20 protein-coding genes and 1 tRNA gene are annotated in these 24,484 nt (G+C 70.1%); 4 read left to right on the plus strand and 17 right to left on the minus strand.

Annotated features, from left to right (window positions below; all coding sequences use genetic code 11):
* Window positions 1-20 precede the first annotated feature (20 nt).
* The 13 genes from ABEB28_RS03970 to ABEB28_RS04030 form a co-directional block, all read right to left on the minus strand.
* Window positions 21-1,928, minus strand: coding sequence for a TOMM precursor leader peptide-binding protein (locus tag ABEB28_RS03970; RefSeq protein ID WP_376980812.1), 1,908 nt, complete (start codon window positions 1,926-1,928; stop codon window positions 21-23).
* Window positions 1,925-2,680, minus strand: a complete 756-nt coding sequence (locus ABEB28_RS03975) for an ABC transporter permease (protein ID WP_345726561.1) — start codon at window positions 2,678-2,680, stop codon at window positions 1,925-1,927. The genes ABEB28_RS03970 and ABEB28_RS03975 overlap by 4 nt, the downstream gene beginning before the upstream one ends.
* Entirely contained in the window at window positions 2,677-3,579 is a 903-nt protein-coding gene (locus ABEB28_RS03980; RefSeq protein WP_345726562.1) for an ABC transporter ATP-binding protein, read from the minus strand. The genes ABEB28_RS03975 and ABEB28_RS03980 overlap by 4 nt, the downstream gene beginning before the upstream one ends.
* Window positions 3,576-4,754: a metalloprotease gene (locus tag ABEB28_RS03985; RefSeq protein ID WP_345726563.1), complete on the minus strand. Its 1,179-nt coding sequence runs from the start codon at window positions 4,752-4,754 to the stop codon at window positions 3,576-3,578. The genes ABEB28_RS03980 and ABEB28_RS03985 overlap by 4 nt, the downstream gene beginning before the upstream one ends.
* Complete coding sequence (locus tag ABEB28_RS03990; protein WP_345726564.1) at window positions 4,751-5,824, minus strand: lantibiotic dehydratase C-terminal domain-containing protein; 1,074 nt, start codon at window positions 5,822-5,824, stop codon at window positions 4,751-4,753. Before ABEB28_RS03990 ends, ABEB28_RS03985 begins: the two co-directional genes overlap by 4 nt.
* Entirely contained in the window at window positions 5,824-8,541 is a 2,718-nt protein-coding gene (locus tag ABEB28_RS03995) for a lantibiotic dehydratase (RefSeq protein ID WP_345726565.1), read from the minus strand. Before ABEB28_RS03995 ends, ABEB28_RS03990 begins: the two co-directional genes overlap by 1 nt.
* Window positions 8,528-10,111, minus strand: coding sequence for a SagB family peptide dehydrogenase (locus tag ABEB28_RS04000; RefSeq protein WP_345726566.1), 1,584 nt, complete (start codon window positions 10,109-10,111; stop codon window positions 8,528-8,530). Before ABEB28_RS04000 ends, ABEB28_RS03995 begins: the two co-directional genes overlap by 14 nt.
* 56 nt (window positions 10,112-10,167) lie before the next feature.
* Window positions 10,168-12,153, minus strand: coding sequence for a TOMM precursor leader peptide-binding protein (locus tag ABEB28_RS04005; protein WP_345726567.1), 1,986 nt, complete (start codon window positions 12,151-12,153; stop codon window positions 10,168-10,170).
* On the minus strand, window positions 12,150-14,363 hold the full coding sequence (locus tag ABEB28_RS04010; RefSeq protein WP_345726568.1) for a TOMM precursor leader peptide-binding protein: 2,214 nt from the start codon (window positions 14,361-14,363) through the stop codon (window positions 12,150-12,152). Before ABEB28_RS04010 ends, ABEB28_RS04005 begins: the two co-directional genes overlap by 4 nt.
* On the minus strand, window positions 14,347-16,269 hold the full coding sequence (locus tag ABEB28_RS04015) for an AfsR/SARP family transcriptional regulator (RefSeq protein WP_345726569.1): 1,923 nt from the start codon (window positions 16,267-16,269) through the stop codon (window positions 14,347-14,349). Before ABEB28_RS04015 ends, ABEB28_RS04010 begins: the two co-directional genes overlap by 17 nt.
* Window positions 16,270-16,809: 540 nt before the next feature.
* Window positions 16,810-17,337 carry a hypothetical protein gene (locus tag ABEB28_RS04020; RefSeq protein WP_345726570.1) on the minus strand — a complete coding sequence of 176 codons (528 nt, stop codon included), beginning with the start codon at window positions 17,335-17,337 and terminating at the stop codon, window positions 16,810-16,812.
* 301 nt (window positions 17,338-17,638) lie between these two features.
* Window positions 17,639-18,028 carry a hypothetical protein gene (locus ABEB28_RS04025; protein ID WP_345726571.1) on the minus strand — a complete coding sequence of 130 codons (390 nt, stop codon included), beginning with the start codon at window positions 18,026-18,028 and terminating at the stop codon, window positions 17,639-17,641.
* Window positions 18,025-18,339 (minus strand): hypothetical protein, encoded by a 315-nt coding sequence (locus tag ABEB28_RS04030; RefSeq protein WP_345726572.1) that lies wholly within the window; start codon window positions 18,337-18,339, stop codon window positions 18,025-18,027. Before ABEB28_RS04030 ends, ABEB28_RS04025 begins: the two co-directional genes overlap by 4 nt.
* A 466-nt stretch (window positions 18,340-18,805) precedes the next feature.
* Between ABEB28_RS04030 and ABEB28_RS04035 the strand changes: the two genes are divergently transcribed.
* Window positions 18,806-19,612 (plus strand): DUF6544 family protein, encoded by an 807-nt coding sequence (locus tag ABEB28_RS04035; RefSeq protein ID WP_345726573.1) that lies wholly within the window; start codon window positions 18,806-18,808, stop codon window positions 19,610-19,612.
* 6 nt (window positions 19,613-19,618) lie between these two features.
* Here the strand turns inward: ABEB28_RS04035 and ABEB28_RS04040 are convergent, their stop codons facing one another.
* Window positions 19,619-20,077: a Uma2 family endonuclease gene (locus ABEB28_RS04040; protein ID WP_345726574.1), complete on the minus strand. Its 459-nt coding sequence runs from the start codon at window positions 20,075-20,077 to the stop codon at window positions 19,619-19,621.
* A 537-nt stretch (window positions 20,078-20,614) separates the two neighbouring features.
* A complete protein-coding gene (locus ABEB28_RS04045; RefSeq protein ID WP_345726575.1) occupies window positions 20,615-20,755 on the minus strand; it encodes a hypothetical protein in 141 nt (46 codons plus the stop codon).
* 86 nt (window positions 20,756-20,841) lie between these two features.
* On the opposite strand from ABEB28_RS04045, the gene ABEB28_RS04050 reads away from it, so the two are divergent.
* Together ABEB28_RS04050 and ABEB28_RS04055 are read left to right on the plus strand one after the other, a co-directional pair.
* A complete protein-coding gene (locus ABEB28_RS04050) occupies window positions 20,842-22,038 on the plus strand; it encodes a DUF4062 domain-containing protein (protein ID WP_345726576.1) in 1,197 nt (398 codons plus the stop codon).
* 266 nt (window positions 22,039-22,304) lie between these two features.
* The gene (locus ABEB28_RS04055) at window positions 22,305-22,565 is read left to right on the plus strand and encodes an NAD(P)/FAD-dependent oxidoreductase (RefSeq protein WP_345726577.1); all 261 of its coding nucleotides are present in this window, start codon (window positions 22,305-22,307) and stop codon (window positions 22,563-22,565) included.
* A 201-nt stretch (window positions 22,566-22,766) separates the two neighbouring features.
* Here the strand turns inward: ABEB28_RS04055 and ABEB28_RS04060 are convergent.
* Together ABEB28_RS04060 and ABEB28_RS04065 are read right to left on the minus strand one after the other, a co-directional pair.
* A tRNA-Val gene (locus tag ABEB28_RS04060) sits at window positions 22,767-22,838 on the minus strand.
* A 30-nt stretch (window positions 22,839-22,868) separates the two neighbouring features.
* Window positions 22,869-23,345: a TIGR02611 family protein gene (locus ABEB28_RS04065; protein WP_345726578.1), complete on the minus strand. Its 477-nt coding sequence runs from the start codon at window positions 23,343-23,345 to the stop codon at window positions 22,869-22,871.
* A gap of 358 nt (window positions 23,346-23,703) precedes the next feature.
* Between ABEB28_RS04065 and ABEB28_RS04070 the strand changes: the two genes are divergently transcribed.
* The gene (locus ABEB28_RS04070) at window positions 23,704-24,153 is read left to right on the plus strand and encodes an SsgA family sporulation/cell division regulator (RefSeq protein WP_035850293.1); all 450 of its coding nucleotides are present in this window, start codon (window positions 23,704-23,706) and stop codon (window positions 24,151-24,153) included.
* Window positions 24,154-24,484 lie beyond the last annotated feature (331 nt).

Raw genomic sequence — 24,484 nt, forward strand, 5'->3', positions numbered from 1 at the left:
GTCCGCACGGCCGCCCCGGTTCAGGGAAACGGATGCGGCACCCGGTGGATCTCCTCCTCGGTGAGATCGCCGGCGCGCCAGCCGGCCCGGCGGAACGCCGTGCGGAGCCTGGGCATCCGCAGCGCACGCTGTCGTGACCAGCCGAAGTCGATCGGCAGCAGGCCGGGGACGATCATGCAGACGCTGTGCAGCCCCATCCACTCCTGCTCGGGCGTGGTCTGATCGACCACGATCACGTCGAACCCGGCCCGCGTCAGCTCCGCCTGGCAGTGCCGCAGGTCGGCGAGAAGGTCGAACCCGGTGCCGGATCCGGCGGGGTAGAGCTCGTGCATCGGCATCGGCTCCCGCCGGTCGAGGTAGCGCTGCGCTTGTTTTCGCATGCGCGGCAGCCCGAACAGACCGGAGTGGTCGACGAGCTGACGGACATTGCCGTAGTCCTCGGCCATCGCTTCGAGCTCCGCCCACCGCTGCGCGACCTGCCGCGGCATCTGGGGGATGTACGTGAGCACCTCGGCGAGCGCCGACTCCACCGCGGTCTCCGGGTCCAGGCTCGCCGCCGCCGCGAACGACAACGTGCCCGGCCCTCCGTCGCGCCGGACGGCCAGCCCGGTGACGACCGGTACCGCGAGGTCGACCCGGTTGTCGAACGCGCGGACGTCGTAGCCCCGGAGTTCGGCCCGGTCGACCATGGCGCGCAGCGTCGGGCTGGCGGACGACGCGAGGTCGATCTCGGCGAGCCGGGCACCCCCGTACCAGCCGAGCAGGAAGGCGTCCCGCTCGATCAACTCGAGCAGTCCGAAGAGGATCGCCTCTTCCAGGCAGCTCCCGACCGCGCACCCGCTGGACGTGGTGAAGACGAAGTTGTCGCCGACCGCACCGGCGCTGTAGTGGCACAGCCTCCGCGGCACCAGGATCGGCCGGTCGTCGCGCAGCGAGTAGCCGCGTACCCACGGAATACGACGATCGGCGGAGAAGACCGTCGTCGTCGGGTCGTCCCGGTAGGTCTCCGGCGCGTAGAGGCCGCAGTCAGCCGGGTCGAGGGCCGTGTCCCCGAGCGCACGGTAGGAGTCGAGGATCGGCTCCGGGGCCCGGCGACGATGGGTGCCGGCGTAGCGCTCCAGACCTTCCAGCGTGGCCAACCCACGACTGGCGGCCACGGAGTTCGCCTGACCGCTCCAGGTCACGTCGACCAGACCGGCGTAGCTCCGCACGAACACGCTCCCGGTCACCGGCGCGGTGGTCGGTGAGGTCAGATTGAGCACCGTGCCGGCGCAGAGCGCACCGCACACGGGATTGACCAACGCCGTCGTCGGCAACGCGTAGTCGTCCACCGACGTCAACCGGTAGACGTCCGGCGCGGGCTTGAGCCGGCGGCGCAGCCCCGGCTCGACCGGTGGACCGGCCGGACGCGGACACGTCGGGCAGAGCGGATCGGCCAGCAGGGGGTAGGTCCTCGTCCGCAGCGTCGCGAACTCCAGACACGACACCTGGGCGAGTGCGGAGTCGGCTCGGCCGCCGGTCATCACCGCTCGGTAGAGGTGCCAGACGGCGTCGGTGAGGTACTCGGACAGCAGCGGCCAGCCGACGCCCCCGCACGTCGCGTCGCCGGTCTCCAGCGCGTCGCGTTCCGAGCGCGAGCGCAGCCGCTGCCATCGCGCCCCGAGGCAGTGCCCGCAGGCCCGCGGCGGGCCGCCGTTGGCGCCCCACGGTCCGATCAGGACCGCGCTCGCGGTCAGGTGGACGTTGGCCGACCCCCGTGCCGGCTCCGGCCGGGCCAGGACGTCGGCGGCGCCGAGCGCCACCACGTCCGGGCGCGGGAGCCCGGGCTCGGTGCCGTCGTACCGGTCGAGCAGCGCGTGCCGCAGCTCGACCGCGGTCGCGGCGAGCGGGGACTCGTCGCGGCTCACCCGCTCGGCCAGCACGGTCACGGCTGGTTGCTCCAGCGGAACATGCGCATGCCGATCGCACCGAACACGATCGTGAAGCCGGCGAGCGCCGCACAGGCGATGCCGTAGTCGGCCAGAGTGCCGCGGCCGGCGAGGGCGTACGACATGCCGTCGTTGACGTAGCGCAGCGGCAGCACCTTGGAGATGACCTGGAGGAATCCCGGCATGAGGTGGAGTGGGAAGAACGAGCCGGAGAGGAACGCCATCGGCACGATCACGCAGTTGGCCACGGCGGCGACGGCCTCCGGGGTCTTGGTCCGGGCGCCGACGATCAGGCCGAGCGCGAGGAACGTGGCGATCGCGAGCACCAGGATCGGCAGGGCCAGTGGCCAGCGAGGGTCCAAGCTCATGCCGAGGAACGGCAGCATCGCCACCCCGACGAAGAGCACGGCTTGCAGGACGCCGATGAACTGTGCCACCACGAACCGGGACGCGAGCACCGACCACAGCGGCGCCGGGGTCATCCGGATCAGCCGCAGCAGGTCGTCATTGCGCCACTGCATGAGCGTGAAGGCGACGGTGAAGAGCGCGGCGTTGGCCAGCCCCCAGGACAGTACGCCCGGCGCGATGTAGGTGATGTAGTTGACGGAGGTGTCCTCGACCTGCTGACCCTGGAAGATCAGGCCGAAAACGACGAGGAAGATCAGCGGGAAGGCGAACGTGAAGAACACCGTCGTGGCGTCGCGGGTGGAGCCCCGATAGGCGGCCTTGGTGAGGGCGGAGTAAGCGGTCATGACGTGAGCTCCAGATAGATGTCTTCCAGCGTCACCGTGCGGGTCTCGACACCGTCGAGCCCGACCGCGCCGCCGACCGCCGTCAGCAGCCGACCTCCGGACGTGGTCGAGATGACGAGGCTGTCGCCCTCGACGACGGCGTCCTCGGCACCGTCGAGCAGTAGGGCATCCGCCACGCTCAGCCGGTCGGCCGCGAGCAGCACCTTGGACGGCAATGCGGAGCCGCCGATCAGATCGCGCGGACTGCCGAGGGCTACGACGGCGCCGTCGGCGATGATCGCGACCCGGTCGCAGAGCGCGTCGGCCTCGTCGAGGTGGTGCGTGGTGTAGATGATCGTCTTCCCGGCGGCCTGCAGCCCCCGCAGCGTCGTCCACAGCTCGCGGCGAGCCTGCGGATCCAGCGAAGCCGTCGGCTCGTCCAGGAAGAGGACCTCGGGATCGTGGGTGAGCGCGGAGGCGATGGCCAACCGCTGTCGCTGGCCGCCGGAGATCGCCTTCACCCGGGTGTCGGCGGCGCCGGTGAGGCCGACCAGTGCCAGCGTCCGGTCGACCGCCTCCGGCGGCGCGCCGTAGAGCGCGGCGACCGTCTCCAGGTGCTCGCGTGCGCTCAGCCGGGGGAAGAACGCGGAGCTCTGGGTCTGCACGCCGATCCGGCGCAGCAGGGGCACCGTCCGCGGCACCGGGGCCATGCCCAGGACGGCGACCGTCCCGGCGTCGGCCTCCCGGAGGCCCTCCATGATCTCGATCAGCGTCGTCTTGCCGGCGCCGTTGGGTCCGACGAGACCGAAGAACTCGCTCCGGTGCACGACGAGTGAGATGCCCGCCAGTGCCCGTACCTCGCCGTACTGCTTCCGGACGTCTGTCAGGACGACAGCGTCGCTGTTCATCGATGTGCTCATCGGATCTCTTCCTTCGGGGTGGTAGGGCGGGTGCGCGAGTCCGCCGGGCGGGCCAGCCAGCCGGCCAGCGTCATCGAGAGAACCGCGATCGTGATCACGACGCCGGGTGAGCCGAACCGCTCCGTGACCAGCCGGCGGCAGGCCAGCAGCACTCCCACCGCCGCGCCGGTGGCCGCGACGACGCCGAACAGTGCGTACAGGCCGTAGAGGAGCCGAGCCTTCGACCGGTACGCGGCGGCACCAGGGCCGCGCCCGACCGCGCGACGCAGCAGTAGGTGGACGAACCGGCGACTCTCGGTCGTCAGATGCGCGACCCGGAGGCCGTGGCCGAGCATCTTGTACCCGTCCAGCGGAGCCAGCGGGATCAGGTTCAGCATCGCCTGGGCACTGCCGACGAGCAGCAGGCCGGCCAGCGCCGGTCGGGCCTCGGACGACGTCGGCAGCACCACCCACACGACCGCGATGGGCAGCAGCAGCGCTGCGTTGACCAGTGCGCCCGACCCCGCGATGACGATCTGCCGAAGCGGCGAGCGCAGGTAGAGGTAGCTGTCGACGGTGCAGCGCAGCGTCAGCAGGCTGATGCCCGTCACCGGGCAGCCGAAGTGCCTGGCCGCGAGGCCGTGTCCCAGCTCGTGCAGTGCCGCGCTGAACCAGACGAGCCCGGCGACGCCGATCAGCAGCAGTGGTCGCTCCAGCAGCCACCGCCCGCCGTCGAGCAGCTCGCCCAGGTGCAGCGCGAGGTAGAGCTCCATGGCCACGACCATCCCGAGCAGCGGCCAGAGGACGCCGCCGGTGATCGCGAAGCCGACTAGCCGCTGCGCCGCCACGACGATCCCCGGCGCCGACGGCTCGCTCGCCTCGGGCGTCGCGGTATGCGGCTCGTCTCCCGGGACGAGCAGCTCGCGGGCGGCGAGCAGCCCGACGAATTGCCGCCAGTGCGCCTCACCGAGCCGGCGGCCGAACACGGCGGCGTAGTCGTCGCCGATCGCGGCGAGGCTGCGGGTACCGTCCAGCCGCTCGAGGAGGAAGTGCTCCTTGCCGCTGACCTCGAACGCGCGTCCGCTCCGCAGGTCTTTGACGCGGTAGATCTCACCGGGTCCGCGCAGCACCGCCCCGCCGAGCAGCACGTCGCGGCGTAACCGCGGCTGCGCGTCGAGCAGGGCCGCGGTGCTCACGGTGACTCGTCGGTACGGGCCGGCGGCTCGCTCAGCGACCGTCCGAGGAGGTAGGCCAGGTAGGCCTCGTCCCGGATCGTCACGTGGAAGCGGTTGTTGGTCATGTGCAGGTACGGCGAGAGCAGCTTCTCCGCGACGGCGTCCGGGTCGGTCAGGCGCTCCTGACCGGTACCGTCCCACGAGCCGAAGACCAGCTCGCCGCGGCTCGCGAGGTCCTGCACCCGGGCGCTCAGCTCTCGGCAGTGCACTGCCCAGCCCTGCAGGAACATCGGCAGGCGCTCGGTCTGTCCGCTCTCCAGCGCGTCGAGGGTGTGGGTGAACCGGCGCCCGACGCCGGCGGCCATCGCGCCGTACTGGCGCTCGTACTCCCCGGTGCCGATGAAGTTGGTTCCGGCGAAGGCCCGGTGCCAGAACTGCAGGTACTTCTCCAGGAACGCGACGACCGCGGCCCGGTCCTTCAGGAAGCAGCCGGCCATCACCATCATCAGCTGCGCGGACACCCCGAACAGGATCGGTCGCAGGTGCAGGTTCATGCTGCGCATGGAGTTCAGGACGACGTCGCTGGAGTGCTGGAAATGCCACTCCGCGAGCGCCGTGCCGGCCGGACCGCCGTACTTGTCGTACTCGGGTTCGTACGGCCGGAACGAGAACGAGTTGTTCGGGCGCAGCAGCATCTGGCCGTCCGCGTCGACCAGGTCCGGCGGCGGGCCGCCCGGGTACTCCAGGGCGAAGAGCGTGTTGTACAGCTCGCTGAGGAAGCCGCCGCCCATCTCGTAGAGCGCGGGGCGACGACGAAGGAACGCCTCGATCGCCGCCGCGCTGCGCTCGCGAACCTCGTCAGTGGCGTCGGCCGACACCGGCCGGAGTCGCAACCGGACGTGCGGCCCTTCCAGCCAGTAGTTGATGAAGAAATAGCCGGAGATCAGCCCGTCCTCGGTGAGCTCACGGACCAGTGGCCGCACACAGTGGACCAGCAACGGCTGCGCGTTCGCGGCGTAGAAGATGTGGATGGCCTGCCAGTCACCGGCGACGGACACCGGGTGGGACGGGGCATGTGCGGGGAGCGTCATCACTGCCGCCAATGGGTTTGGATCGCCAGCTCGGCGACGTGATCCCCGCGCCCGGAACGGACGTGGAGGTCGTCGTGCTGCGGCAGCATCTCCCGCAGCACGACGCGGTCCGCCCCGGATTTGACGAGACGTTCGAACGTCGACAGCGACAGGTAACTGTCGAAGTCGAGGTACTGCGGCTTGGCCGGCAGCGGTCCGCCGTCGCCGGCCTGGACGCTGACGAACACCTGCCGCGGCAGGCCGTGGACGCCGCGCCAGCGTTGCCAGCCGAGGAACCACGTGTGGTCCGGCGAGCCGGGCGCGCGGATCGGGAGGTCCGCCGCGGTGACCCGCCAGCTCCGTCGGCTGAGCACTAGGCTGCCGATCCGCACCCGGGGCCGGCTCGTCACGCCCTCGCAGGGCTCCGCCGCCGGTACCCCGCCCCAGAGGTCCAGGTGCCCCATCGAGCTGGGCGAGAGCAACAGCAGCGTCCGCGGCACCTCGGGGAGCACCGATGGGATCAAGTAGCCGAAGTAGAGCGGGACGACTTCCCGGCCGAGCCGGCGCGAGCGCAGCACCAACCGGTCCTGGACCGGGTCGTGGACGAGGATGAGGTCGTCCAGGGCGATCTGCCGCTCCGGTGGCGCGCAGCTGTGCTCCCCGGGACAGACGATCTCGTAGTCGGTGAGCCGGCCGTGCAGGTTGAGGTTGGTCGTCGCAGCGCCGCCGGTGACCTCGGCGAAGACCGCGCCGGAGGGCTGGATCGCCCGGCCGGTGTGCCGCAGCTCGTCGGAGAGGCCGGTGGGGGCCCCGAAGCCCGCACCGTCGTCGAAACAGTGCGTGAACCGACTGAACGCGAACGACAGGCCGCCGTACGACTGGTTCAGGACGACGAGCGGGTCCGGGTTCCGGACGGCGAGCTGGAGGAAGTGGCTCTGCGCGATCGTGGCACCGGCGATCGGCGCCAGCCGTCGTGCGACGTCCGCGGCCAGCTCGTCGTCGAGGTAGACCTCCCCGTCCGGCTGGGATCGGGCCCAGAGCGCCCGCATGCCGGCGACGAAGTGCCTGCGGGCCTCGTCCAGCGCGGTGATCTCGGGCAGCCGCATCCAGTTCTCCTCCGGCACGTACTCCCCGTCGTCGTCGAAGGGGCGCCGGTCGGCGGTGAAGGAGGCGTACTGGTCGTAGAAGTCCTCGTGGAAGTCGGCGACGAGCTGGAGCACGTCGGCGCACTCCCCGCCGGTGCCGAACCGGGCCAGGAAGAAGCCCTTGAACGTGATCCGGTGGGCCAGCGTGCGGTCGAAGACCGGGAGGATCCGCTCGACCGCGGTGAGGGCCGGGCCGACGAGCCGCATCCACGCGGCGAGGTCGAGACCGAGGGCACGGTCGGCGACCCGCACGTCTTCGTAGAGCAGGGTCTGCGGCATGGTGGCGTCCTCGCTGCCCAGTCCACGCACCAGCCCTTGCAGGTCGGCGCGCAGCGCGGTCAGCAGAGCTCGCCTGGTGGCCGCGTCGGCGGTCGGGTACCGGTCGAGGTGCCCGATCGGTGCGGCCAGCCCCGCGGCGAGTTCGGTCGCCCAGGGCCGGTCCAGGCCGCGGAGCGCGTCTCGCATCGCGCGCAGCGGTTCCGGGGTGTGGACGTCGATGTGCAGGCACCGAACTTGCAGCATGCCCAGGTCGAGCAGGGTCGAGAGATAGCGTTCGCACTCCTCCGGCCGGGCACCCTGCTGGGTCGCCAGCCAGCGCACCACGTCGCCGCAGCGGAGCGCCGGGCGCTCGGCGAAGACGTCGAAGAGCCGATCGAGGATGCCGCTGCGGCGCAGGAAGAACATCTGGTCCTGGACGGTGTCGAAGCTGACCGACGCGCTGTCGTCGCCGGTCGTCACCGATCGGCGTACGTAGCGGATCCGGTCGTCGTCGCGGCGCCAGCCGGGTGCGAGCTCGACCGGCAGATCACCGCGCCGCGGCGGATCGGCCAAGATCGCCTCGGCCAGGCGGCCGAGTACGACGACGTTGATCCGCGCGTGGCTCGACCAGTCCTCGGGCACCGTGACCCGGGCTCCGTCGGTGAGGTCATCCGTGGGCCGCACGGACGTCGCCCGGCCGAGCCCCACCCCGGTGAACGTGCTGAACGGGCTCGTCTTGCAGGCGGTGCGGTAGAGGTACGCGAGCAGGGACTGCTCCAGCCTGCGTGCCCGCTTGTCGGCCTTGACCAGGGCGTCCGGGGCAAGCGTCCGGAGCTGACCGGCCAGGGTGGGCGAGGCCAGCGGGAGTGCCAGCAGGAGCCGCTCCTCGTCGGCCAGGCGCCGCAGTTCGTAGCGGCTGGCGACGAGCTCCCTCGCGATCCGGTCCGGTCCGGACGTGTCGAGCTCCGCGACCAGCCGGAGTGCGGTGATCCACTCCTCGAACAGGACGGCGGCTTTGTCGTCGAGGGCCGAGACGAGCGCCGACGCGTCGGCAGGGGCCGCCGGGAGCGTGCCGCGGTGCACCTGGCGACGCAGCCGCAGCAGACCGCGGCGGCTCTCCTCGTCGTCGTTTCCGGCGATCAGGTCGTGCAGTGCGTCGGCCAGCTCGGTGCCCCGGGCGCACAGGGCGGCCTCCTCGCGGAGCATCTCCTCCGCCCAGGAGGTGCTGTCCGGGCAGCGCAGCGGGTGCACGACGGACGCCGGCAGACCGGCGACCCGGAGCATGAACAGCGGTGCGTACGGCGTCGCGCCGTTCCGCGGCTCAGACGAGTTCATAACGGAAATCCGCCGGGTGCGAGCGCTCGTGACCGACGAGCATGATGAGCAGCGGTTGCTCGCCGCTATCGGCGAGATCCAGCTCCTCGATGTAGGAGATGTTGTCGAACCCCAGGGCGACTCCACAGCCGATGTCCAACGCCGCGGAGGCCGTGTAACAGGCTTGCGCGATCGCGCCGATCGTCGCGTTGACCAAGTGGTAGCCCCGGTCGCCGAGCGCGGCGAGGACCGCCGCTGTGCGGACCGTCGGCACCAGGACCGCGGCGGCCTGCTCCAGGTTGTAGTTGGCGAGGAAGTAGTTGCGTTCGACGAACTCGCCCGGTGGCCCGGCCTTGACCAGCCGCAGCGTGTTCTCGGCGGCTTCGTACTCGTACGCGCCGGGTGGGACGCCGTCGACGTGGTTGACGAAGGCGTAGAGCTTCGAGAGCGACGGGGTGTCCGGGCGGTTCACGTCGCAGTCGATGCGCGTACCGGCGCTCGTGGCCAGCAGCGCCGCCAACTCCGCGCTGCTGATCGGCCGCGCGGCCTCGAACCGGCCGAAGCTGCTGCGCCGACGCCGCAGGGCGGCACGCATGCTCATCGGCATCAGCGCCGGAGCGGGCAGCGGGAGGTCCGGAGCAGCAGGGACCCGGGGCGCGGCCGCGGCCGTGCGCAAGGCGCCGGGATCGGGCCGGACCGTGGCGCCGGAGGCCGCGGTGTGCATCCGTTCGACGCTGTCGAACGTGAACACCCGGTGGGACCGCTCCCGATCGGCGTGGGTGACAACCGGCGGGTGCGACGGCGCCGGACCGGCTCCCCCGCGTGCGCCCTGCCAAGCCAGGGGCACGACAGCGAACACGCTCTCTTCACCGTCGGGCAGTGCGAGCAACCGGGCCAGCCGCTGCTCGTCGAACCAGAGGGCCGGTTCGATCCGAAGCCCCTCGGCGCGGGCCCACATCGTCCAGGTCTGCAGCGTCGTCCCCACGTCCATCGTGACCGCGTGGTAAGCGAAGCTGTTGTACTTGAACGCGTTCTGCCAGTACTTGATCCCGACGACGAGGAACTGGTCGGTCCGCGCGGCCTCGGGCAGAGCGCCCAGCGCCGCCCGCACCTCGCCGCTGGCGTCGCCGAGCGCCAGCGGCTGCATCGCGTGACGCTGCGTCGAGTAGTAGTAGATCCCCGGGGTCACCGGACCGTTCGGCCCGCAGATCCAGTAGATGCTGCACGGATAGAGCCCTCCGCCGGACGCCGTGCCACGGAACCAGTTGGCGTGCGCGTAGGAGGGCAGGGCAGGCAGGTCGGTGTTGGCCTGGACGCCGAGCCGCCGACCGAGCAGCGCGTAGGAGTCGTGCAGCATGCCGGCGAGCGTGGAGAGCGTGAAGCCGGTCTCCCCCGGTTCGGCGCCGGCGGACAGCCCCGCATCGGCCGTGCCCGAGGGCGCAGCGTCGACGGGCAGCGGAAGCGAGTCGACACCAGGGTAGAACTTGCCCTTCCGCGGCGCGTCGCCCCAGTCTGGTGTGAAGTCGACGGGTTCCATCGCGATCCGTCCACGCCGCATGATCGCGGGCGCGTACTGCTGGGCGTACCCCACGACGACCGCCTCCTGTCTCGTCTGATGGGCCGTGCCGGTGCCGGCTCGCGCGCCGTTCATGGGAACGGGTGCGGGGCCGGGTTGAACTCGTCCGGGCGCAGGTCGTGGTCGCGGTGGCCGGACGCCCGGAGCGCCGTGCGCATCCGCGGCATCAGCGGCGCCCGCTGGCGCTTGACGCCGAAGTCGATCGGGATCAAGCCCGGAACGATCACCTTGACCGTCCGCAGCCCCAGGTCGAGTTCCTCCGGCATCGTCTGGTCGACCACGATCACGTCGAACCCCGCCGCGGCGATCTCCGCCACGCAGTGTTCGAGGTCGGTCAGCAGGTCGGTGGAGAGCTCCGGCCCGGGCCGGACACGACCGAACCGTTCCGCCAGTGCCACCGGCACCGTGGCGCCTCCGAGGAGGAAGTCGGCGTGCCGGGCCATCTCGGGTAGCCCGTAGAGCAGAGGGTGGTCGTGGAGCCCGATCACCTTGCGGTAGTCCTCGACCATCGGCCGGAGCCGCGCCTCCGCGTCTCGGGAGCGCATCTCGATCTTGACCGCGTCGGTGGCGATCTCGGAGAGCGCTGCGCTCATCGCCGCTTCCGGGTCCAGGCTCGCGCCGGCGCCGAAGGCGAGGGTGCCGAGCCCGGGTCGCTGCCGCACCGCGACCGCGGTCACGACCGGAACCGTGAACGTGATCCGATTGTCGAAGAACCGCGCTCGGTAGCCGTACATGGCCAGCCGATCGACCATCTGCCTGGTGGCGGGTCTGCTGCTCGTCGACGGATCGATCTCCGGCAGCGGTGCGCGGCCGTACCAGGCGAGGAGGAACGCGTCCCGCTCCACGGCCTCCATCAATCCGAAGTAGATGGCCTCGGCGAGACAACTCCCCGAGGCACATCCGTTGGAGGTCTCCTGCACGAACCGGGACTCCGCGGGGACGGTGTGGTAGTACGCGAGGACCTCGGGGACCAGGATCGGTCGGTCGTCCCGCAACGAGTGACCCCACACCCACTTGATCTCGGTGTCCGGCGTGAACTGGGTCAGGTGCGGGTTGTCGCGGTACAGCGCGTCGGAGTACATGCCACAGACGCGCGGGTCGAGGGCGTCCGCGCCGAGCGATCGCAGCGACGCGATCCGGTCGGCGGTCCGTCCACGAGCCCGCAGGCCGGCCGCCCGTTCCAGACCCTCCAGCACGGCGACCATGCCGCTGTGCGCGTACGTGTCGGCGTGTCCGCCGAAGAGCGTCTCGCGCAGGTAGCGCCCCGAGCGCAGGGTGAACGAGCCGAGCACCGCAGCTGTCGACGTGGACGTGAGATCGGGCAGGGCGGCCGCGCTCAGCGCGCCGCAGATCGGGTTGGCGAACGCGGCCAGGTCCAGGCCGTAGTCGTCGACGTCGCGCACCCGGAACGTGCGGGGCTCCGGTTTCGGTGCCGCTAGCAGCCGGAGGGATGCGCCTGCCGATGAGTCGGGAACGCATCGGCCGCAGTCGGGGCACTCGGCGTCCGGGGCGAGCGGCAGCCGCCGGATCCGCAGGGTCTCCAGGTCCACGTGGTAGATCTCGGCGAGGTGCGGTGCCGCTGCCGCGCCGCTGCCTGCTCGGTGGGCGCGGATCAGCGCGGCCAGGGTGTCCGCGACGAACGGCGTCGGGTACGGCGACTGGCCGACGGCGCAAGTCTCTCCGCCGAGTTCCAGGGCGTCCCGCAGGCTGGAGGAGCGCACCGACTGCCAGCGGCGCGCCAGGCATCCGGCGCATGCCGGCGCCGTCCCCGTGGCGGAAGGCATCGGTCCGACGAGCGCGTGGTGTCCGTAGAGGAAGACCGGGACCGTGCCAGGCGGGGGCCGATCTCCCGCGGCCACCGAGAGTTCGTCGCGGATGCCGAGCGGGGCGATCCACACGTCCGGCGGGGTCGACGGGTCCGGCTCCGCGGTGGTGTCCGGACCCGACCTGGTCAGTTCGCGGCCGACCAGGTCGGCCAGGGTCCGGCAGGCCGACTCCCAGGGTGTCTCCGCTGCGGTCGACCGCGGTGCGCCCCGGCCGGCCAGGAGGGTGGTCATCCGACGTCCGGGCCGGTCAGCAGCACCCGCACCGTCGCGATGCCGCCGATCCGCAAGTCGGAGGGGGTGGTGACGACGGCGAGCGCGTCCTGGCCCGCCGCTCGCACGCTGTCGAGCACGGTCGCCAGGCTCCCCGTCGCTGCCGGCCCGACCGGCGCCTCAGCGTTCGGCCGCAGGGTCCCGGCGTCGAAGTCGGTCAGTAGAGCGTCACCGTCGTCGACGAACTGCCGGTCGGGGTCCTGCTGCCGTAACTGCACCGCGCCGAGCAGGTCGCGGAGGGACTCCACCGCCGCCCGCGCCCGATCGGGGTGGCCCGCGACCCGCCAGACCGGGGCCGCGGACGGGTCCACGGTCCGGGCGAGCAGGACGTGCGCCGATCCGGTGGTCGCGGCGCCGAGGTCGAGCAGCTCGATCTCGGCTCCGAGGTTGGCCGCGGACTTGACGAGGAAGGTGAGTTCGGCGTCGCCGTCGGCCGTCGCCGGCCCGACCGGGGTGATCCGGGCGAGTCCGCGGATCGCCCGCAGCAGCGCCGCGTAGCTGAGCGCCGAGAGTATTCCCTGCTCGACGGCGGCGGCGAGGGACGCACCCGCCCCGGTCCCCGCCCGGGTCGGGACGAACATCCGGGCGTCGTTCTCCGGCCCGAAGGGGCGTACGGCCGCCATCGGCACCTGCCGAACGTCGCCGGTCAGCAGGGACGTCGCCGTGGTCCACGGGCCCGGCACCGTGGCGTTCCCCGCGATACCGCTGGCGATGCCCAGCATCGCCGGATCCACCCGCGGTGTCCCCGCCGGTCCGCGGTCAACGATCCGGGCCCGGACGTGATCGGCGTAGACCCCGGCGGCGGCGTGTAGCGCACGTCGGCGCGCGCCGGCGATGTGGTGCACGTCGAAAGCGGCGATCTCGCGCTCGCGAGTGTGGCCGAGCGCGAGCCGTACGGTGCTCACCTTCAGCGGGATCTGGACCCACGCCTCGTCGGTGAAGTCGGTGAAGACACCGGCGTGGCGGCCGACCAGCACCATCCGGTCGGTCAGCTCGGCGAGGACCGACTCGGCGTCGGCCTGGACGTCGACGCTGGTCGTCTCGGCTCGCTCCGCGACGGGCGTCCGGAGCGCCGGGAGCAGGGACCGGAGTTCGGCCTGGTCATCGGCGGGCGCCGGATCGGCGCAGTACGTGCAGCCGGGGTGCGGCAGCAGAGCCTCGGAGAGCACGTCCAACGACTCGAGGTTCTGGATGATGACCTTTCCGCGGGTCTCCGCAGGCAGCGCTCCGGTGGTGAGCCGGTAGACCTCGTAGCCGAGCAGGTTGCCCAGCATGGCCGCGAGCGCTCCGGTCGGCTGTTCGACGTCCGGCACGGATCCCGTGAGGCTGATCGCCTGCCACAGGTCTGCCGCCACACCGCTGTTCCCGTTCACCGACAGGCGCAGGGCGGCGCATGCCCAACACCCGGCGGTTTCCGCCTCGCTCAACGGGCCGACGATCGCCCGGCTTCCCAGCGTCCAGGCGGGCAACAGCGTCGTTCCTTCGGGTATGCCCTGTTCCAGGAGGTGCAGCGTCTGGCGAGCCGCGTCGGCTCCGCCGGCGACGACCACCACGTCGTAGCCCGCCAGGGCGGTCCAGTCCCACGTCCGGCCCGGGTCCACCAGGTCGACGATCTCCACCGGGCACCCGTTGTTCGCGAGTGCGGCAGCCTCCCTCCGCGTCTCGTCGAGTCCGCCTCCCCCGGGGACGACGCCGAGCAGGGCGCAGCCGTTACGGACGAGGCTGGAGGCGCACCACCGCGCGATCGGCCCGGTGCCCAGCACCGCGACGCGCGTGTCTCGGAACCGTGTGAACCGGGTCGCGGCGGCATCGGCGTAATGGTCGACGTACGCGATCTGCGCGGCGAACCGCAGCGCGACCGCCGTCGGCAGGTCGGCATCGTCGTTCCCCACCGGAACGTCCCTGGCGAAGTCGTGGTCGTAGAGCGCTTGGACGAGGCTGCCCACCATCGCCCGCTGCTCCGGGCCGAGCGGAGCGCAGATCTGCTCCACCTGGTTGTCCCCGTTGAAGTACGGCACCAGCAGCGACGCGAACCGGTACGCCGTCGGCGCGGTCATCCGGAAGCCGCCCTGGGCGTTGTGGAACAGGACGCCGTCCGGCGTCCGGGTGAACAGGAGGTCCCGGCGCACGCGCGGCCGGGTGTCCGCTACGAGTTCATACGCTGACGTCATCTGGCACATCCCTGTCTCGTGCGGATCGGACCGCTGCCTGGGGCTCGAACGGTGGCGCCGAGGCGTAGGCGCGGAGGAGGTCGTGCATCTGGTACCGGCCCGGCTGTTCCTCCAGGAGGTTCGCGTCGACCAGCCGATCGAGCATCCGCTCCGTCGATCGCGCGCCCAGTCCGAACAGCTCACCGGCGCTCGCGATCGAATGGGCCTGCCGCGCGGACGACCCCACCAGCAGGAACGCGGCGGCGAGATCGGGGTCGAGCAGCGTCATACGCCGCGCCAGCCGATTCGCCATCGACATGTACGGGTCGCCGAGCGCGGAGAACCGGCCGACGCGGTCGCCGTCCAGCCAGGTCACCTCGTCCGCGAGCCGCGCCAGCGGCCTGGTGAGCAGACGCGCGCCGACGACGCGCAGCGCCAGCGGGAAGTGCCCGGAGGCCCGTACCAGCGCCGCCAGCGCCGCGGGTTCCCGCCCGATCCGGGCCGCGCCGAGTACGGAGCCGAGCAGATCGGACGCGTCCGCGGCGTCGAGCGGGAGTAATCGATGAACGAGCGCTCCCTGGCCGGCCACCAGCCCGGTCAGGCTCGTCCGGCTCGTCATGATGACCCCGACCTCCGAGCCGCACCGAGCGAGGAGCGCCCGCACGTGCTCGGTGTCGAGAACGTCGTCGAGTACGACCACGGCCGGCGGAAGCCCGTCGAGCCGCACCACATCGAGGAAGTCACCCAGCTCGGCCAGGAGTTCGTCGGCCGGCCTCCGCAACCCGTCCGGCCGGGTCATCGCGATCAGGAGCTGGGATCCGATCCGGGCGTTCCGGGCGCCGTGGGCCACGTGCCGCGCGAGTGCAGTCTTGCCGATGCCCGGCGGGCCGGTGACGAGCAGGATGTTCGGCCCAGCGCTCTGCTCGGTCAACCCGGCTCGGAGTGCGGCGCTGACAGCGACGCGGCCGGTGAAGCCGGCCACGTCCGGGAGTGTCGACGGCGTGGTGGAGAGGGCTGCGCCGGTGCCCGGCTCGTCGACGTCCCGAGCCTCGGCGGCGAGCAGGTCCTCGTCCGCCGATTCGTCCTCGGCTGAGGGCAGGACCTCGTCCGCGGGCCGAGTATCGGCCGCGCCGATCCGCGTCGACGCGGGGGCCGGCCCGGAAGGCGGGATCTCCTCCGCGCGGATCCGCATCGGCGCGGGAGCGAGCTCGGTGCCCCGCAGGATGTCGGTCTCCAGCCGCTGCATGGACTGACCGGGGTCGATGCCCAGCTCGTCGCGGAGGTACGTCTTGACCAGGCGGATCTCCGCGAGGGCGTCGGCCTGCCGTCCGCTGCGGTACAGCGCCTCGACGAGTTGAGCGGTCAACCGCTCGTGTCCGGGGTACTCCCGGGCGATGCTCAACAGATCAGGCAGCGCGGCCTGCGTCTCGCCCAGCGCGAGCTTGATGTCCGAAGCGCGCTCGATCGCCCGTAACCGCTCCTCGGTCAGCTGCGGTACCGCGTCGCGGTGCAGCGCCTCGGAAGGCACGTTGGCCAGCAGCGGCCCGCGCCACAGCGCCAAAGCCTCGTTCAACAGGTCACGCTCATCCTCGATGCCCCCCGCGAGGGCTGCCCGCCGCATCAGCCCGCGAAAGTGGACGAGATCGAGTGCGCGCGCATCGACCACGATCCGGTACCCGCCATGCACCGTCTCGATCGTGGTGTCGGTGATGTGGTGCTTGCCGAAGAGCTGACGCAACCGCAGCACGCACGTCTGCAGCGCCGCCCTTGCGGTCGCGGGTTGGTCCTGCTCGTCGCCCCAGATCGCTTGCTGCAACGCGCCGAGCCCGACCACCGAGTTCGGGTTGAGTAACAGAGCGGCGAGGAGAATCGTCGGTTTCGACGGCGGAAGAACCACCACAGCGCCGAAGCCGTCGGCGACGCTCAACGGCCCCAAAATGCGAAAGGTCGGTTCGGAGGCGGTCTGAACAGGCGATATCGTCCCGGTGAGAGCCTTCATGTAGTTCGGGTCGCCAATCCTGGACCCGTCAGGCGCATCGATCTCCGACCCGCGAACGGGCACTGGGGAGACGGCAACCCGTCGACAGGTCGTGAAATCGGCCCGTCGATCCGGCCGAAGATGGCTGTTCCTGAGGTTGTTACGCGACGCTTCTCAGCTGATCAGAGCAGAGCTCACGCCCATCGGCCGACTCACGGCCGCGGTCGATCCGGAATGCCGGTCGCTAAGCGACGGCTGTCATCGGACCGACCGTGCAGTAAAGCCCTGCCCGCAGCGCGGACAGCGACTCAAAGAGAATTCTCGTTTACGAATCTGCCCGGTCATCGGATTTCGATCCTGTTGGGTTACCCGCCAGAAGTGGGCTGCGACGCCATACGGACCAGAGCGACACATTGAACTATACGCACAATTAGCGATCGGTCAACGCATCCCGGACCGCACAGATCTGTAATGTGCCGAATCGGACATCTAGCTGTTCGCCCAGACAGCACCCCAGCAGGCGAAACCGAGAAGCGCCGTACCCGCGCCCACGCCCGCGTAGGCGCTGGGCAGCAGGCTGCTTCGCCGGGCGAGCAATACCGCTGCAACTGCGACGACGCACAGAATGGCGCCGAGGATCAGCAGCGAAGGATTCTTCAAAACCGACGCCATGGGCCAGAAATGGACGCCCACCACCAGACAGATCCATGCCGGTATCAAAGGCCGGTGACGCGACAGGACCAGCACGATCGACCCCACCGCGGCGATGCCGAACTCCACGCCGGCGATGATTCCGTAACGGCGCATGGCGCCCGGCTCGGAGAGCGCCGAGCCGTCATTCCAGTGCCGCCACGCCGAAAAAGCGCCGATTGCCGCCACCACGAGGCTCAGGGCACCAGCGATCATCAGAGGTTTCTTCCACGTCTCCGGTGGTTTTTCCTGCGCCCACGCGAACCAGGCGGAGGCGAAGAATCCAAGGATCAGGGCCGTCATCGCATAATCACGAAAATAATGCACGAGATGATCCCTCGAATCGGGATGGTGGAGTGAGCCTGGAGACTGCTTCGTCGGTGGGTGCGATCGGTGCTGCCGGTGTCCAATCAGGACGACGGGTAGGTGTCGGTCCCGCAGGACCCCTAAACGGCGATCAGCAGATGCGCAGAGCCAGCAGCCGCACTTGACCATTGCGCCGAGGCTGAAGTCGTCGCCCGATGACGCGTACGCGCGGGGGTCCTCTGCTTTCGCTCAGACCTGGAACGCAGTGGTGCCGCGTCTCGCTACCGAGGTCTGGGGCAGCGCGCCCGGTGGGCGCCGGCCGTCAGGAACAGACGAGCCGATTCGCCGCTGACTGTACGCGCTTTTGCGCGTCCAAACGGTAACGGCCATCGATATCGAGGAATGATCCAAGCCCCGCTGATCTGCGGTGGCCGAGAGGATTCACGGGCTGACGCTCGGCGAGCACCAAACCAGCGCGCCATCCAGGTGCCCGCCCGCCGGTGGGTGGAGTGAGAGCGTCCGTGTCGTGGTCGCTGGCGGCGAGTAGCCAGGCGATCAGCGAGTTGGAGTTCCACATCTCGCCCGCGCCCAGTTCGTCGCGCCCCCACGTGAGGGCGGGTACGGACGGCACGAGGTCCAGCACGATCCGCGCGTGGACCGGGTCCTGACCTCCCGGGGGGCCGCCGACCGCCTCGTCCAGATCGGGGATCACTCCGCCCTCCCAGCGCCGGACCTCGTAGCGGAAGAGGGCGGATCGGCCGAGCCGGCGCGATCCGACCGGACCTTGCGCACGACACCCCGGTCGGCCGTTCGGATCGCCCACACCGCAGCCATCTCGATGACGGCCCGCTCACCACCGAAGTGGACCTCCAGCGCCGAGTGGTACAGGGCGCACGCCGTCCGACGTTCATGACGGGCGACGAGTGATTCGAAGACTCGGCCGTTCCAACGGATCGAGCGGCCGCCGGCGCCCAGCGGCAGCCAGTACAGCAGCACGCGGGCCGGCACGGGGTGGCCGGTCATCTGTGCCGCCAGTGGCCGAACGCAACCCGCAGCGGGGCGACGGCCGCGGGGCGCGTGGAGGCGAGGGAGACCACCCCTGGTCCGCCGGCCGTGAGCGGTTGAGGGCTCAGCAGGGTGTCCACGCCTAGTCCGATCAGCACCGACCGGGATCGATCGTGGCGATCTCTTCGACGGCACGGCGTGGTGTCGCAGGATAGCGGGCGCCCCGGTCCTGACCGGGACCGGGGAGCAGGCGGTCGCCGCCGTCGGGGAAGAATGCTCGCAGCGATATCCGTCGCCGCGTCGCCGGCACGGGAACGGCGCCTGACTGACCGCCGACGCGCGAAGTGCTCCCGGTATTCCTGAGGCTACGCCTGCCACCACCGTCGTCGGTTCGGCCGCCGTCGGACCCACCCCTATCGGCGCCGGGCAGGAAAGCGGATGCTAGGTACCGGTCCGCACCTTCCCTGCCGTGAGAGTGGCCGCAATGTCGGTTGACCAGAAAGCCCGACCCCCGCACGGACTGACCGAGGACGCGCTGTCCGATTGGCGAGGTCTGCTGACCGGGACGCGCCTGCCGGTTGCCTTCAGCCCTTCGCTCGTCGCCGAGCTGCCCGAGCCCGTTCGTCGCTGGCTGCTGTACGCGATCGCGCCGGAGACCCCGTTGCGGACCTCCGTCGAACTCACCACCGCGGGCCACATTCGACTCAGCGGCGGGTGGCGGCCATTCACCGCGACCCAACGCATCTCTCCCGCAGGCGGATTCGTGTGGGCGGCGACCGCGCGGGTCTTCGGACTACCGGTGGTCGGCTTCGATCGCTACACCCGCGGCGTCGGGCAACTGCGCTGGCGGCTGCTCGACGTACTCCCGCTGGTCACCGCCACCGGAGCCGACATCACCCGAAGCGCCGCCGGTCGGCACGCCGGCGAGTTGCTCCTCGCCGCACCAGCCGCGGCACTGAGCCCGCGCGTCAGCTGGCGACCGCTCGACGCCGACCGGGCCGTCGCCCGGATCCGGCGCGCGCTCGGCACGCACGGGGCCCAGGAAACCCACGAAGTGACGCTGACGGTCCGAGCGGATGGGGCTTTGACCGACGTCGCGATGTCCAGATGGGGAAAGCCGGGCCGCGAGCCCTTCGCCGCGCATCCCTTCGGCGCCACGCTGAGCGACGAGATCAGCGAAGATGGCTTCACAATCCCTGGCACGGTGACCGCCGGCTGGTTCCACGGCACCGATCAGTGGGATGCCGGCCAGTTCATCCGGTACACCGTCGAGGACCTCCGTTACCGCTGACTCGGCTCAACCACTGTTCAGGTCACCTCGATGGTGAGGCGGGGCAGGAAGAGCAAGCTGCCCTGCTCTTCGGTTCGATCGCGAAAGCGTTGCTGCGTGCCGCACGATCCGATCGGTCGTCTCCGAGCCAGGCGACACGACCTCGACGACGAGCAGAATGTGCTCGGGGCGTGCAGGCATGACGTCGATGGTGCTGGCGCGATATACGACGACGTCGGGGCGCCGATTGGTCAGCGGAACGTCCAGCAGTCGGACGTCGAAGCCGAAGTCGGCGTTCCAGTCCGCGCCCGCCGCAGCCTCCAAGGCGACTGCGAGGATCTTGACCAGCCGGTTGTGCTGCTTGGAAGAGCTTGGACTGACGACGACCATCCCGTCCACGATCTCGATGCCCGCGCACTGCTCCTCGGACCAGAACTCGTACTGTTCCGCCGTGACCTGGTGATGCATCCAGTCAGGCGCGATCATCGCCGTAGAGATGGCGTGCCTCCCTCGGTCGAGCCAGACGGTCGAACAGCTTCGCGGCATACTGCTGCTTGTGAGTTACGACTTGGTCGTGTGGGAAGGAACGAAGCCGAAAACCGATGCGCATGGTGAGGCGATCTTCGAGGATCTGTTCAGGAAGTATCTCGAAGACGATTGGCCAACGGAACCGGTCGCACCTGTCGCTGCCTTCGCTGGGGCTTTACTGGCGCGTTGGCCCGAAGATTCCGAGGACACCCCGTACTCGTCGGGTATCTCCGTCTCCGACCGATTGCCTACATCACGCTCAGCTACAGCCGGGCCGACGAGGTGTCGCTCTACTCAGCAGAACTGGCAGCCCGGTTCGGACTTGTCTGCTTCGACCCGCAAACGGGGCGGTTGCGGGTCGGTGACGGCGGAGAATCAGCCCGGTCATAGCTGTCGGGAACGGCAGACTCCTCGAGGCGACGAACACACTGATCTGCCGCACAGTGCTCGGCTAACTCAAGATCGTCGGCAGCGTGGATGACGACCGGCCGGGGTTCACGTGCCGCGTCGATCCAGCCCGTGGAATCGCCATACCGCCTCGCGCTGTCGCGCAACGGTCTCGATCTCGGTCACGTCAGCGGGAGCGAAGAGGTCCACCACTTCCTGGATCTGGCCGTTTTCATCGGGTGCGAGCACCGACGAACATCCGCCTAGGCCGCTCTCGGCAGCTGTTCCAGGCGCTACCGTTTCTCTACGACGACATCGACTCCCGGGCTGCAGCCATGAAGCTCTACATCTCCTCGACGTTCATGGACCTGCGTGAGCACCGCGCCTCCGTCGACCGTGCGCTTCGTCGGATGGGCCATGACGTGCTCGGCATGGAGCAGTACGTCGCCGAAGGCACCGCACCGCTGGAGAAGTGTCTCAGGGACGTGCGCGCATCCGACGCTTACGTCTTGATCCTTGGTTGGCGATACGGCTTCATTCCACGGCACCCGGAGCTGAACGCCGAGTGTCTGTCGATCACCGAGCTGGAGTATCGGGAAGCCGTTTGCCAGCGCAAGAGCATCCTGGTGTTCCTGCTCGACCCCGACGCCCCGTGGCCGCCGAGCGCGTTCGACGCCCTCGGCGCGGACGGCGGCCAGAACATCCTCCGATTCCGCTCCACGGTGGGCGCCGCCCACCTCTCTGGAATATTTCGCACGCCGGATGACCTGGCGAGCCAGGTCGCCGCCGGCGTGAGCAACCTGGGTCTGAATCGGCAGATGGTCGAACGCGGCTTAGAGCAGGCGGCCGCCGGCCCGAGCATGGTTCCGTTCCTCAGCGGCGCCGAACTTCACGACACAACCGTCATGGGAATCAGGGAAATGGTGTCGAACGCAGGCACCGCCCGATCGCTGGTCCTCAACCTGGGGGCCGGAAACCGCTGGTGGTCGACGCGGCTCTACCTACTGGTGACGCTCCTGCAGACGCTCACCCCGGTCCGCCAGATCGTGTTCAGCGATGACGACGAAGCGTTCGTGGCAATGGCCAGCCCGGCCGCGCTCCGCCAGGGACTGTGCGACGCGTTCCCGCCACTCGCCGCCTTCGACGGCCCGCTGCACGCGGACTCGACCGCCGACGTCGAACGCGAGACCGACCGCGTGGTCGCCGAGTGGCACAAGGCCGCTCCTGCGCTGGACGAGCCGCGCCTCAAGGTGGGCGTGCGACCGCACCTGCTGTCGGCGTGGGTCGGCGAGCGCCTGGTGACCCGGTGCATCGACGTCCCGCCCGAAACCGGTCTGACGATGGTGCACGTGCAACAGATCGTCGAGTCGCTCGTCTCGGACGTCCCGGTGGATTGGCCCGCCTCGTCGGAGCCGGCCGCGGCGTCGCCGTTCGAACACCCCCGTCTGATGGTCGTCGACCGGGACGCCTTCGCGCTAGCGGTCGCACGTCAACTGGTGCGCGCAGGCGTACCCCGGGCGCCGATCCGCTAGCTGATACCGGTGATGGCGGCAGCCCGCTGAGATCGCCGACAGCCTCGGACGGCTCGGACCTCGCCACTCGGATTGCGCGGTTCCGCAGGTAGGCGACTACGAGCACGGCGTACTGCCCGTCCGGCCGCGACCACCGGTCAGCAACGCGTCACCAGTTTCGACACCGCCCCGGTCGGCCCATTCCTACGCACCCCGGCGCACACGCCCGTCCTCGACGACGGCCGCTACCGCGAAGCCCTCGCATCGGCCAACCCGACCAGCGGACCATGTTCACGGCGATCGACGGCTCCCGGATCACCTGGGCCGACGGAGAACAGGATCACGTCGACACGCTCCTCCTGGCCACCGGCTACCGACCCAATGTCACGTACCTCAACACGCTCGGTGCGCTCGACGCCGATGGTGCGCCTCGCCACCGACGCGGAATGTCGACCACCCATCCCGGCTTGGCCCACGTCGGGCTGGAGTGGCGGCGCAGCTTCTCCTCCGCCACGCTCCGCGGAGCCGGCAGGGACGCTACTACGTGACTCGACGGCTGGGCCGACGCTGACGCAAACGGCGCCCATCGTCGATGCGACGTGGTGCGCGACGTCGACGGTATCGCCTAGGTCACATCCGCGCGATCCGCTGGCGGTCGCGGCGTCTGCGTCCACGGTCAAATGACGGTCAAGCGCGGAAAGGCCAGCCCCGCGCGGTGCGGAACTGGCCTCTGACCTGCACAAACTGTGTGGGCGATACTGGGATCGAACCAGTGACCTCTTCGGTGTGAACGAAGCGCTCTCCCCCTGAGCTAATCGCCCTCAGGGACGCTCACACCATACTAGATACCGTCAGCTGAAGGGGAATCCGGTCCAGCCACTGAGCCGAAGCGACGTCAGCAACCCCGCCACCAGCAGCAAGAACCCCAGCACTCCGACCAGCATGCGCAGCGCCAACGGCTGCCGCAGCACCCAGCGCGTCCACGCCGCCACCGACCGCTTGGTGAACTGCAGCAGGCGATGCGCCCAGGAGAACTCGGTCGACAACACGCCCAGTCCGGCGATCACGATCAGCCAGCCCGGCCCGGGCGCGGGCACCAGCACCAAGCCCAGCAGCACGATCGCCACGCCGACGACGGTGATCACGACCCGGTACGGCAGCCCGAACACCGGGTGGGACCGCACCGGATGGTGCAACCGATCGCGGAAGAAGACGCCCAGCGCCACCAGTTGCCGGGTGACACGGTGTTCGCGAAGGCGATCGACCGCGGTCGGCCTCTTCCCGGCGTCGTCCTCGGTGTCCGCCGGCCGCTCCTGGCTGTCGATCACCAGTCTCCCCGTCCTGCTCGCATGCCCCATCGTCCCTCAGACGCGCGACCCCGGCCAGCGGTGGGAACCACGCGGGAAGGCGTCTCGATACCCGGAGGGTAGCCCAGCCCCACCATCGGCGGACCGGTCGTTGTCCTGAATCCAACACGGGTGGCATGACCAGCGGGTTCATCGGGAAAGACAGTTGATGGACGCCTGCCGAACGATCCTCGGTCGGCGCCCGCATCTCTCCGCAACCTCACTCGTTGTGGTCTTTGAGCCACACAGCGCTGAGTTTGCGTAGTGGTTAGACCGGGAAGAACGGGTATGGGTTCGCGCCCGCGTTCGACGCGTGCGGACGTGTAGAAAGGTGCCGACGATGGGGATCGCACAACCGACTCGGGTACAGGTGGACGTGTCGTTGCGCCTGGTTGTGCCTGAGGGGTCGTCCCTGCCAGTCAAGGCGAGTCTCCGGTACGAGCCCGAGGACCCGTACGCGGTCCACGTCATATTTCATGCCGGCAGTACCGAGGCGAGCGGCGAGGTTTCGTGGTCGTTCGCCCGCCAGCTCCTCGCGGACGGCATGAGCGAACCGACGGGCATCGGTGACGTACGGGTATGGCCTTGGCAGGCAGCCAACGGCCCGTCCGTCGCACTCGCGCTCTCCTCTCCCGATGGACACGCGCTGTTCGAGGTGCCGCGGCTCGCGCTCGGCGACTTCCTCGGCCGCACGTACCGTCAGGTGCCGGAGGGCGCGGAGAGCGTCCACCTCGACATCGACGGTGCCCTTGCCGCGCTGCTCGGCTCTTACGGCAGCGAACCCCGCTGACGTAGCGAGTCCTGCACACGAGAGTGCTGCCGCGCCTGTGGGCGCGGCAGCACTCACTTTTTGTGAACCCATCGTTGCGCATCGTAAGCGGTGGTACAGCTTCGGTGCGCGCCTTACCCGCAACGCGGCGTGTTGCAATTCTCTGGCGACGCGATGCGCTGCGCCTTTTCGTGGGCGACGCGGCGCGCTGCTCACCGCCGGCCGCGTTCCCAGTCGGCGCACCCCGCCCACCGGGCGCCGCGTCTCCGGACGACACGCACAGTGGTTGTCGCACTCTCCGGACGACACCCACAGCGGTTGTCGCACTTTCCGGACGACACCCACAGTGGTT

The organism is Cryptosporangium minutisporangium, from assembly GCF_039536245.1.
GTDB classification, from domain to species: Bacteria; Actinomycetota; Actinomycetes; order Mycobacteriales; family Cryptosporangiaceae; genus Cryptosporangium; species Cryptosporangium minutisporangium.

Excerpts from the sequence above, each read along its gene's own strand:
- ABEB28_RS04005 (WP_345726567.1), bottom strand. The coding sequence starts at position 12,153 with ATGACCACCCTCCTGGCCGGCCGGGGCGCACCGCGGTCGACCGCAGCG.
- ABEB28_RS04035 (WP_345726573.1), top strand. The coding sequence starts at position 18,806 with ATGTCGGTTGACCAGAAAGCCCGACCCCCGCACGGACTGACCGAGGAC.
- ABEB28_RS04050 (WP_345726576.1), top strand. The coding sequence starts at position 20,842 with ATGAAGCTCTACATCTCCTCGACGTTCATGGACCTGCGTGAGCACCGC.
- ABEB28_RS04040 (WP_345726574.1), bottom strand. The coding sequence starts at position 20,077 with ATGATCGCGCCTGACTGGATGCATCACCAGGTCACGGCGGAACAGTAC.
- ABEB28_RS04030 (WP_345726572.1), bottom strand. The coding sequence starts at position 18,339 with ATGACCGGCCACCCCGTGCCGGCCCGCGTGCTGCTGTACTGGCTGCCG.
- ABEB28_RS04055 (WP_345726577.1), top strand. The coding sequence starts at position 22,305 with ATGTTCACGGCGATCGACGGCTCCCGGATCACCTGGGCCGACGGAGAA.
- ABEB28_RS04010 (WP_345726568.1), bottom strand. The coding sequence starts at position 14,363 with ATGACGTCAGCGTATGAACTCGTAGCGGACACCCGGCCGCGCGTGCGC.
- ABEB28_RS03990 (WP_345726564.1), bottom strand. The coding sequence starts at position 5,824 with ATGACGCTCCCCGCACATGCCCCGTCCCACCCGGTGTCCGTCGCCGGT.
- ABEB28_RS04070 (WP_035850293.1), top strand. The coding sequence starts at position 23,704 with ATGGGGATCGCACAACCGACTCGGGTACAGGTGGACGTGTCGTTGCGC.
- ABEB28_RS03995 (WP_345726565.1), bottom strand. The coding sequence starts at position 8,541 with ATGAACTCGTCTGAGCCGCGGAACGGCGCGACGCCGTACGCACCGCTG.
- ABEB28_RS03975 (WP_345726561.1), bottom strand. The coding sequence starts at position 2,680 with ATGACCGCTTACTCCGCCCTCACCAAGGCCGCCTATCGGGGCTCCACC.
- ABEB28_RS03980 (WP_345726562.1), bottom strand. The coding sequence starts at position 3,579 with ATGAGCACATCGATGAACAGCGACGCTGTCGTCCTGACAGACGTCCGG.